This is a genomic window from Nostoc sp. ChiQUE01b (assembly GCF_034531255.1).
GTDB lineage: Bacteria > Cyanobacteriota > Cyanobacteriia > Cyanobacteriales > Nostocaceae > Nostoc.
The window spans coordinates 139,661-150,674 of record NZ_JAVRBM010000012.1 but is presented as its reverse complement, the minus strand read 5'-3'; the positions used below and the strand labels follow the sequence as shown (position 1 = coordinate 150,674).

Genomic DNA, 11,014 nt, shown 5'->3' with positions numbered 1-11,014 from the left:
GCTTTAATTAAGGCAGATACAGCTTCTTGGTTGCCGATTTTTCCTAACGCCTCTGTAGCACTCCTACGAACGGCATAATTTTCATGATGCAAAGCTTTAATTAAAGCAGATACAGCTTCTTGAGTGCCGATTTTTCCTAACGCCTGTGCGGCACTCCAACGAACATCAAAATCTTCATGGTGCAAAGCTTTAATTAAGGCAGATACAGCTTCTTGGTTGCCAATTTTTCCTAACGCCTCTGTGGCACTCCTACGAACGGAGTAATCTTCATGGTGCAAAGCTTTAATTAAGGCAAATATAGCTTCTTGGTTGCTGATTTTTCCTAACGCCTCTGCGGCACTCCAACGAACAGAAAGGGGGACTTTAAGAATTTTCCCCCTTTTTAAGGGGGCTAGGGGATCTCAAACCACGGTAAATTGAGTGTTTAAGCTTAAATTGATACTAAACCCTATTGAATTTTACTCAACTGACGATCGCACCCGACACCCCATTCATAGATCCATTTGCAGAAGAAACCTTAACAGAATCAGCTGCTAAAGAATTGGTGGGTTTGGAATTGCCTAGTACGCTTCGCTTCTTCTTGGTATTACTTCGTCTAGCACCACCCGCCATCTCGTATTCTGGGCTGGTTTTACCGTAACGGCTGCCAACTCCTAATAACATTTGTTCTGACATCGCTATTACAGCCTTTTCGGCGTTATTCACGTCATCTGTGAGTTTGTCAATGGTAGATAATGCAGTGTTGTAAGCAGCAAGCTTAGACCGGAGATCGTTAATTGTCATGGTGTAAGCTTGTATAGTCAATCCTTGGCCAAAGTCAAGTTCTACACTGATAGATTGTAAACTTTCAATCCGGCGATCGGCTCGTTCTAAAACGGTGGAATTTCTTTTACGACGTGCCATAATGCATCTCTGCTATTAGGTTAATAGTACTTTTTTATACTGCCGTGTTTCTGATTGTCATGGGAAAATATAACAAATCAGTTGCGATCGCATTTCTAAAGTTTTAGTTAATTTTACTTAGACTATATTTTATTATAGGTATTAAATAGATTTATAAGTTAGTTACAACAATTGCTGCAATGATTTAAGCCTTTCTTATACATGGAAGAACATTTGTTGCAAAGCATTAAACATTTGCAGCAACTACTTATATATTTGCAAGAAAAACTTAAGCCTTTCTTATACATAGAAAAGCATTTGTTGCAAAGTATTAAGCGTTTGTAGCAACAGCTTATACATTTGCAAGAAAAACTTAAGCCTTTCTTATACATGAAGTAACATTAGCTGCAAAGGTTTAAATTTTCACAGTCTCAAGCGTAGGAGTGAATCAAAAATAAGAATACCAAAGAGCCTATTATTTATCTGGTCGTACTCAAGCAACATTACTAAATGCATGGTCACTACCAAGGGGAGACAATTTCAAAGTCCCTCTCCCAAGCTTGGGAGAGGGATTTAGGGTGAAAGCTCATTGATTCATGCAAGAAGTCTATTGATTGTGGGGTGAGACAAAAAGCCCGACCGTAAGCAAAAACAGGCTTTTCAACCCAGCCAGCCTACAAGATTGGATAATTTATTTGTTGGAAATCCCTTATGGGAAACGCGTAACGCACCATTTCTGTCTTCCAAATGGCGAATTAATTCACGTCTTTTCACTATAATTTGACAGTAATCTGTTCACGAACGACATCTTTATCGGAGAGTTGTTGCTCTGCGAGTTCCCGATTTGATATTAGAATTAACTCTATTGCTTCCCGTAGGCTTTCTCTAACTTCTTCTAGAGTTTTCTCTTGAACATTAGCACCGGGTAATTCTTGAACGTAGCCAATATACCAATCATCTAACTTTTCATATACAGCAGTAAAAGAATTTTCCATACCCAACCCCAAATACCTCACTTCAAACCTATAACTATATTAGTTTTTGCATTCCAGCCACAACAATTTCTGCTAGGTTCTCTGATAAAGTTAGAAGTGGCTTTTGGAGTCCCCATTTTTTAACTTTATTTGCGGAAAGAGCGCCGTGAGCCGTTGCATTCCGCAGTGCTTTTGCGAGTCTTACAGCTTCAACCCAGGTAGAAACAGGTTGAAATTTAACTATCCAATGTTCGATGATTTCTTGATCTCCATTTCCAAGACTGAGAAAATCTGCAAGTGCACTCTTTCCTTCAATTGATGGATGATATGAAAAGCTTATAAGATAAAGTTTGAAGTGCTTTATGGGAAAAAAAGATAGGTCTATGAGGCTTATTATAACAGTTTACTAGCTGTTTATGTCGTCCAGTCATAATTACTAAACTGCAAGTTTTTTTTAAGTTATATTACTCAATTGGGATTCAGATTACGTCCGAGATTTATAGTTTTTAAAACGGTGAACTCGAATTAGCGCCATATTTAGAGAAACTTTAATATTTAGAGGGAAATACAGTTATGGTTACGAACGCTTACAGTTACAACGCAAATTTTAGTGATTTCACAACTGCTATTCAGAGCAGGTACGATGAAGGATACGACTTAGTTGATGTTGAATACGGCGATGGTACTTGGTTTGGAGTTTTTCAAGACAAACCAGGTGGTAACGCTTATAGCTCCAGAGATAATTTTAGTGATTTTACAACTGCTATTCAGGACAGGTGGAATCAAGGATACGACTTAGTTGATGTTGAATACGGCGATGGTACTTGGTTTGGGGTTTTTCAAGACACACCAGATGGTAGCGCTTATAGCTCCAGAGATAATTTTAGTGATTTTACAACTGTTATTCAGAGCAGGTACAATGAAGGATACGACTTAGTTGATGTTGAATACGGCAATGGTACTTGGTTTGGGGTTTTTCAAGACAAACCAGGTGGTAACGCTTATAGCTCCAGAGATAATTTTAGTGATTTTACAACTGCTATTCAGGACAGGTGGAATCAAGGATACGACTTAGTTGATGTTGAATACGGCAATGGTACTTGGTTTGGGGTTTTTCAAGACACACCAGGTACGAGTGCTTATAGCTCCAGAGATAATCTTAGTGATTTTACAGCTGCTATTCAGGACAGGTGGAATCAAGGATACGACTTAGTTAATGTAGGATACGGCAATGGTACTTGGTTTGGGGTTTTTGAGCTGTAAATATAGAAATCCGATTTGATTTTTGAACAAAATTAGGTATTTGTAGTTGCGTTAGCGTTTTGCGTAACGCACCATTCTTAAGGATTCGGTGCGTAACGCTAAAGGCTAACGCACTCTACTGGATTGACATTGCAAGTTGGTTTGAAGTTATATTACTCAATTGACTCTGTTGGCAAAATGCGATGTTGAAATGCTAAAACTTGTTCAAGCAGGTCAGACCCTTTAAAAATTAGAGTAGGATAGCACAGCTATCCTACTCTAATTTCTGTAAGCCTGGTATTAAGAAGGGCGCTGGTTAAAAGCGATCGCATTTTTGATGTTTTCTTAAACCGTCACACCCTCTAACTCTTCATCTGTTAACTCATACAATTGCCGCAACTTATCCAACTTATCAGCATCAGCTTCCCAGAAACCGCGCCCATGCGCCTCCAACATTCTCCCTAAAATATTGCGAAAAGCTTCAGGATTTGCTTTGCGCAATTTATCCGCCATCTCTGCATCTAACGCATAAGTATCTGCGGCTTGGTCATAAACCCAATCATCGCTAAAATCGGCAGTACCACCCCAACCAATCAACGCCGTCATCCGTTGGGAAATTTCAAAAGCACCACCAGAACCTTGATTCGCCATCGCTTGCGCCCATTTGGGATTTACCAACTTAGTGCGGTACTCCATTCTGAGCAAATCATCTAACTTGCGTGGCGTAGTATCTTTCGAGAAACTTTCCACAAAGCTGGTAGTTACCTTCTTCCCGCCTTGCTTTTCTGCCGCCCTTTTCAAACCGCCAGTATTGGCGTAATATTCTTGAATATCAGTTAAACCATATTCTACCGAATCGATTTCTTGAACAATGCGATCGCTAGTTTTTAACAAAGTATTCAAAACTTCCGGTCTAGCTTGACCTTTATCTTCTCTCCCGTAGCTGAATACATTGCGACTTTGCCAAGTATTCCCCAACTCCTCCGCAGATTCCCAGTTACCATCTACAACTCTATCATTCACCAAAGAACCAAAATCACCCGCCGGGTTAGAAAACAATCTCGCCGATGCATTTTCCACACCTTGGGCTTTTAAAGCTAAAGCATGTTTCCTAATAAAATTCCGATCTTCCGGTTCATCAGCATCAGCCGCCCGTTGAAATAAATCATCCAACAATTCAATAATATTCACAAAACTATCTCGAAAAATTCCAGACAAATTACCCAACACATCAATGCGGGGATGTCCAACCTCCGCCAACGGCTTCAACTCATAACGAACAATTCTACCAGTTCCTTCCTTAACAGGTTCAGCCCCCACCAACTCCAACAGAATCCCCAAAGATTCACCCTTAGTTTTAATCGCATCCAATCCCCAAAGCATCACCGCCACCGTTTCAGGATATTTCCCATATTCATCCAAATGCTGGACAATAATTTTTTGAGCAATTTCCCGTCCCCGTTCATACGCCGCAGGCGAAGGCATCCGATAAGGATCTAAAGCATGAATATTCCTCCCCGTCGGCAAAACACCAGCCCCATCCCGCAACAAATCCCCACCAGGCGCAGGCGGAATATACTCCCCATTCAACCCTCTTAACAAATTTGTTAACTCATCTGTAGATTGCATTAACAAATTCCTTATTAGTCTTTCCTCTTCTTCTCTTTCTTCGTTTATTCCTTCCTCTTCCCCAAAATAAGCCTCCAAATAAGAAGCTAACTCCTCTTCATTCGGTGCTTCCCCCAAAGTATGCAACCCAGAAGAAAACAACCGATTTTCTAAAACTTGCAAATATCCATACAACTCCACCAAATAAGCATCAAAAGCATGACTGCTAAACATCCGCACATTTTCAGGAGTAAACGCAATTCCTAACCGTTTAGCATCCTCAAAGGGACAATCGGCATCTAAACCAGAGTCTACAATTTTTTTACAAATTCCTTCCTTTAAGACATAATTCTTTTGTGGATCTTCACGATACTCTGAAATCAAATCACGCAACGCCACCAACTCCTTATACAAACCTGCACGCCCATAAGGTGGTACATTGTGAGAAATCAACACACCATAACCGCGACGTTTTGCCAACATCGATTCAGACGGATTATTCGCCGCATATATATATAGATTAGGCAAATTTCCTAACAAAATATCCGACCAAGAATAACCCGTATTACCCAACGGAGAACCAGGCAACCATTCCACCGTTCCATGCATTCCAAAGTGAACTAAAGCATCAGCTTGAAACTCATTTTGCAACCATTTATAATAAGCAGCATATTGGGGATGCGGCGTTAAATCTCGTTCAAACATTAAGCGCATCGGGTCGCCTTGTATACCTAAAGGTGGTTGTACACCTATCCACACATTTCCTAATTGCACACCGCCAATTTGAAAATCGTCGCCATAAGTTTTAATTCCAGTTCCCGTGAGAGATTTCCATTGTTTTTCGATGCGGGAAGTTTGCAGATATCCCAACCATTTTTCTAGGGTATGGGCGCTAACGGACGCAGGGATATTTTTTGTATCATCAAAAGTTTCATCCGCTTCTTTCACCCAGCGAATCAATTCTTCCCCATCTTCCGGTAAATCTCCCACGGTATAACCTTGTTCTTTGAGTGCGTGGAGAAACTTCAGCAAGCTACGCGGCACATTTAATAATGCAGCTGTCCCCACAGCACCATAACCTGGAGGAAATCCATATAATATAATGGCAATCTTGCGTTCCGATGCAGGTTTTTGCCGTAAAGCCACCCAACTTTTCACCCTACCAATTAATCGCTCCACCCGTTCGGGAACCAGATAAATATTTTCGCCTACCAAACCACCAAGGGGAACAGTATCAATAGCCCCATCCAATTCTGGTAATGCGTACAACACTACACTTTGCAATCCGCCGACACCTTGGCGCGTCCATGAGTAAATATCTTGAATTAATAGTGGTGCAGCAACGATATAAGGTACATTCTTGGCGGTGAGGATACGTTTTGCTACTTCTATTTGACGGCCAGCTTCCATTGAACCAGCCGGGCCACCCACTAAAGGAAAGCCAATTGTCGAAGCGATCGCATCCACTTTTACTGCTTCACTTGATAGTGAGGGAGTTTCTATATTACCTAATTGTCGTTGCTGAATTTCATAATCGGTTGTCATTAAATCTCGTACCGCCACGTGTCCTTCTACGCCATTGATGAAGATGGGTAAAGGAGTTAAGCCGGCTGATTCAAAACTGCGAATTAGTTGGGGAATGTAGGGTTGTTTGGTGATGACGTGTTTTCGGTAGAGGAGAATTCCGATAACTGGGGAGACGCGATTCATCGCGTCTCTACAATGGGTTTTATACCATTCTAAATATTCGCGGGGTGATTCAAAAAACCCTGGATAGTCGGGATGGAGTAATCCGATGTTGGGGGTTTCGACTAGCGGGGGAATGTCGCCGACTTTTAAACTTAAGTATTTTTCTGCTAGTGTCCAGAATAATGAAGCGACGTTTTCTGAACCGCCAGCATTCCAGTAACCATAGATAATTAACCAGTTGCGTAAGTCTTGGACTTTTTGTACTGGTACGTATTTGAGGAGTTTCGGGCCAATTTTTAAGAAGCTGATGTAACCAGCGAGTTTGTCTTCTTCTCGTCCGTTGCTAAATTTGTCGAGGATGAATTTAACTGGTTTGGGCATTCCTTTGGGCTTGTCGCCAATGGCAAAGTCACCCAACTTGGTTAAACTCATCAATTCCAAGGCTGACTCAAAGACTAGGCGAATAGGAATTTGGGCAATGCGATCGCGCAACCACACAACTTGGTCATAATCAAATAGTAGGCTACCGAAAAACACATCAGCGCCATCAAGTGCTGTTTCTACCTCAGTGCGTTTGTTGGTAAGATCGCGATCGCTAAATACCCGAATATCCAACTCAGGACAGCGAGAGTTAGCCAAAAAGGCTGCTTTTCTGTACAAGTCAGCGTTGAATGATTCAAACCCAGCAATCAAGACGATGCGTTTCATGCCTGTAAGCTACGAAATATTTCTTTACTTAAATTTTAAACGTGCTTTCAGGCTGAGTGTTAAATATCTACCTACAGATTCAGGTCAAAAGGAAAGGCAATCAGTGCTTGCTCTGTACTTAGCCGATTAACTCCAATAACTTACTGCGATCGCTATTTTATCAGCAAGCGATCGCCGTAAGTGACAAGATGATACTACTCGTCCTTACCGCAGCTAGTTTTACCACCACCGCAATAAGTAGTCCACCAAGGATTGAATTTTGCCTTATCTTCCGCATCATTACTCATGTTCACCAGCATTTGAAAGCTCGTTTTTTCATCTCCATAGCGAAAGTGCATGTGACTTGGCTCACCGTGGGGAACTTGGAAAGTCAGATACTTGAACTGGTTACAAGCGGGGTCTTTACTTTCATCTTTTTCTAATTCAAATAAATCCCAGACAGCTGTTTTGTATTCTGGGTAAAACTTGGAATCACCTACAGCCCCCACATATGCATAATGACAGTTGCGGGCAATAGGTGTTTTTCCCTCGCTATCTTTGTAAAAGCTAAACTCCTCCATTTTTTTAATCACAATCCGTTTGGGATTGCGCGGGTCTTTAATGGAACTATTACTTTCCGTATTCAGATAAAAAACGCCGTCATATCCCAAATAAGGAACTTTGTAAGCATTAGGAGAAAGAATCTGAGTCTCAATCGCTTGGGTATATTGATAGGGAAAAGCAAAAATAGCCAACGCAACCAAACAAACCTGAGAAAATCGTTTCATCATTTCAAGATTCCTGAAACTAATTGTTAACTATTTGAAAACATCAAATTACTAAACTGATGGCTGTTCTGCCACCGATATATCGAAAAATCTCGCCTGTCACTCGATTTTAGATTTTGGATTGACGATAGCGAAGCGTTAGCGAGTCTGCGTCAAGAGCGCGTCTCGTAGAGAGCGTATGCGTGGATTAACCTCTCCTTATAAAGAAGAGGCTTAAATATTGAAAATTTTTGTTTTTTTCTCCGTAAACAGAGAGGCTTGAAACCGTTTTTTGGATTCTAGATTTAGATTTAATCCAAAATCCAAAATCTAAAATCCTTGCATTGTCTCGGTCACTCCTGAGAATTCGACCTTCTCCAAGATGTTCTGCTAGAACCACTAAAGAAGCAAAGAGCAACAAAGCCAGCTTAAAACTCCCAACTGATGGAACCAACAATTGTCAAGGGCGCATCTCTTTGAGCAGAGGTTCTACCGTAGGCGAAGTTTGCATAGTCTATATCAAATAGATTACGGATATTGATCGCTGCATTAAAACCATCTTTGTGATAGTAAAGCGCCGCATCAGTACGGAAGTAATCTCGGAGTGTAAACGAGTTCGCCAAATCGCCTTGCTTTTCACCCACATAAAACAGCCCCAGTCCAAATCCCAACCCTTTGAAATCGCCCGTCTGAATCTTATATGTTGTCCAAAGGCTCGCTTGATGCTCTGGCACGTCTTCCAATCGATTACCCACAATAGTAATGTCATTATCCTTAGTAACTTCTCCATTGGTATAGGCATAGGATGCAATTACATTCAGCCCTGGCAAAATCTCACCTGCTATATCCAACTCAATCCCTCGACTCTGTTGCTCCCCGGTCTGAACGGACAATAGCCGGTTATTCGGATCGGTGGTTAGAACATTTGTCTTGGTGAGTTGATAAGCGGCTAAAGTTGCCGAAAGCTTGCCGTCTAGAAAATCTGTTTTGACACCGACTTCATATTGGGTTCCCCTCGTCGGTTCAAATGCTTCCGCAGTCAAGTTGATGCCTTCCGGGTTGAATCCTGTGGTTTGGAGAAAAGAGCTACTGTAACTGGCATAGAGAGAAACCGTTTTGCTGGGTTGATACACCAAGCCAATCCGGGGACTGAAGGCACTATCCTTTTGGACTGGCTCATCAGTTGCATTTCCGACTGTTTCAGCTTCATTTGACACCCAATCATAACGACCACCAATCAGGAGTTTCAGGTTATCGCTAAACGCGATCTGATCTTGAAGGTAGACCCCGTAAGATTGAATCGTGTTCAGATTCCTAAAGAACGGAACAAATTCGGGTCTTGGAACATCGTAGTTTGGGTTCAAAATATCTAGATTAGGTAGATTTGTTACAGGTTGAGTACCTATAAAATATCCGACATTACGGTTGAAATCAAAGCCCAGTAGAAGTTGATGTGAAATCGATCCGGTATTAAACTTCCCAAGCAAGTCGATTTGTCCAAAATAGTTGTCTTCTGTATTCTCACTCTCAAAAGTGTCATAGTCGGTTAGGAAGCGATCGTCCACGATGTTGCTGGGAGAAGATTCGTTTCGGGTATAACTAGTAAGCGTTACAGTAACATTATTACGAATCTGCCAGTTGTCGCTAAGTTCATGCTTTAGCGTGTAGCCAATTTTATGATTATAGATATCGAACAAGTAGAAATCAGGATAGCCAGTGTAGAGGCTCCGAGGTGTCAAGCTACCATCGCTCTTGACCGTAACAAAACTTCTAGTAGGATTTGCAAAATAGTGAATGTATTCATAGTAGACATTCAGTTCTGTTTGATCGCCTAATTTCCAGGTAATTGAAGGTGCGATCGTGGTCAGGTTGGTGTTGACAAACTCTTGAAAATAGTTTGACCCTTGATAGCCAGCAATCAAGCGGTAAAGCAGGGTTTTATCCGTATTTAAGGGGCCTGAGAAATCGATACTGGGCTGATAATATCCATAACTTCCCGCCTCAAATGCAAGTTTGTAATAGGGTTCACTCAGGGGTTGCCGAGTGACAGTGTTGATGATCCCACCAGGTTCTAAAGCACCGAATAGAACCGAGGCAGGCCCTTTGAGAACTTCCACTTGCTCAATCGTCCCAATGGGTGTCAAGGTGTTAAAATTACCTTGTCGAAAGCCGTTTCGGAAATTTCCTTCCGCAAAGAATCCTCTGATGACTCTGCCTCCGCCAGGCGAACCCATGAAGGTTGAACCATCAACTACGCCACTGACTGTTTCTACAGCCTCATTCAAGTTTCTTGGCCTGCGATCTTCTAGCACCTGCCGGGGTATAACTTGAATCGATTGGGGAATGTCGCGTAAGGGTGTATCTGTCCGCGTTGCAGTTGACGCATCTGGTACGTTATACCTATCTTGCTCACCCGTCACCACCAACTCAATCGGCTTATCCTGCTGTGCTGCTGGTTCCTCTTGGGGTGTCTCACTAGCAGGCGTTTGGGGTGGCTGCGGTGGCTGTGTCGCCGTTGCAGCAGATGCTACCCCAAAAACCAGCCCAACATTATCATCAAATAACTCAACTGTGGGCAAAGCCTTCTCACCTACCACCGTCACGCGCACAGTATTTGCATCAATATTCGTTACTGTTATCTCAGCAATTTCCGCAAGAGGTTTTTCCGAACGAAATGTAAAAGCCTCGCCCGACGGTAAACGCAACTGCCCACCAGATACATCTGCAATAAAATTATTGCCTGTACTGCGATTTGTGACTTGCAGTTGAGTCCCAAGCGGGGTCTCTAAAATTACTTCCACACCTTTATCGGTGGGATTGGCTTTAACGGATGTTATTGGTACAACTTGAGTTGCTCTTCCTGCGCTTGGTGTTGGTGACTGTACCAGCATTTGAGCGCTGGTAATCGGACGCTCTATCTCACTGAGTTGGCGAATCTCCCTAATTGACCTAGAATTGCGTAGTACTGATGCCACAGATTTACTCTGTACCTCTTGCTTTGGTACTTCAGTAGCAATTGCGCTGATTGCACCCCAAAGCCAAACAGAACTCGTTATTAATAAAATCTTCAACAACAGCTTTTGTTTCACTCGTTACCCCACACCAAACCCAAACAAGAATTCTTCTCAACAAACACTATCAGTAATCTAGTGCCATGAGAAAGCT

7 protein-coding genes are annotated in these 11,014 nt (G+C 42.1%); 1 reads left to right on the top strand and 6 read right to left on the bottom strand.

Translation table 11 applies throughout. The annotated features are described in order from the left end of the window. The 3 genes from RMY63_RS11000 to RMY63_RS10990 form a co-directional block, all read right to left on the bottom strand. Window positions 1–317, bottom strand: a 317-nt coding sequence (locus RMY63_RS11000) for a HEAT repeat domain-containing protein (RefSeq protein ID WP_416212506.1), incomplete at its 3' end; no start/stop codon positions are given. Window positions 318–462: 145 nt separating this feature from the next. Then, window positions 463–903, bottom strand: coding sequence for a hypothetical protein (locus RMY63_RS10995; RefSeq protein ID WP_322728731.1), 441 nt, complete (start codon window positions 901–903; stop codon window positions 463–465). 752 nt (window positions 904–1,655) lie between these two features. After that, window positions 1,656–1,877, bottom strand: a complete 222-nt coding sequence (locus RMY63_RS10990; RefSeq protein WP_322728730.1) for a type II toxin-antitoxin system HicB family antitoxin — start codon at window positions 1,875–1,877, stop codon at window positions 1,656–1,658. Window positions 1,878–2,429: 552 nt separating this feature from the next. On the opposite strand from RMY63_RS10990, the gene RMY63_RS10985 reads away from it, so the two are divergent. Beyond that, a complete protein-coding gene (locus tag RMY63_RS10985) occupies window positions 2,430–3,119 on the top strand; it encodes a hypothetical protein (RefSeq protein ID WP_322728729.1) in 690 nt (229 codons plus the stop codon). A gap of 324 nt (window positions 3,120–3,443) precedes the next feature. Here the strand turns inward: RMY63_RS10985 and bchH are convergent, their stop codons facing one another. The 3 genes from bchH to RMY63_RS10970 all read right to left on the bottom strand — a co-directional run bounded on the left by bchH (window position 3,444) and on the right by RMY63_RS10970 (window position 10,938). Beyond that, window positions 3,444–7,103, bottom strand: coding sequence for a magnesium chelatase subunit H (bchH, locus tag RMY63_RS10980; protein ID WP_322728728.1), 3,660 nt, complete (start codon window positions 7,101–7,103; stop codon window positions 3,444–3,446). A gap of 194 nt (window positions 7,104–7,297) precedes the next feature. Next, entirely contained in the window at window positions 7,298–7,873 is a 576-nt protein-coding gene (locus RMY63_RS10975) for a hypothetical protein (RefSeq protein WP_322728727.1), read from the bottom strand. Between the two features lie 404 nt (window positions 7,874–8,277). Then, the gene (locus RMY63_RS10970) at window positions 8,278–10,938 is read right to left on the bottom strand and encodes a TonB-dependent siderophore receptor (protein ID WP_322728726.1); all 2,661 of its coding nucleotides are present in this window, start codon (window positions 10,936–10,938) and stop codon (window positions 8,278–8,280) included. Window positions 10,939–11,014 lie beyond the last annotated feature (76 nt).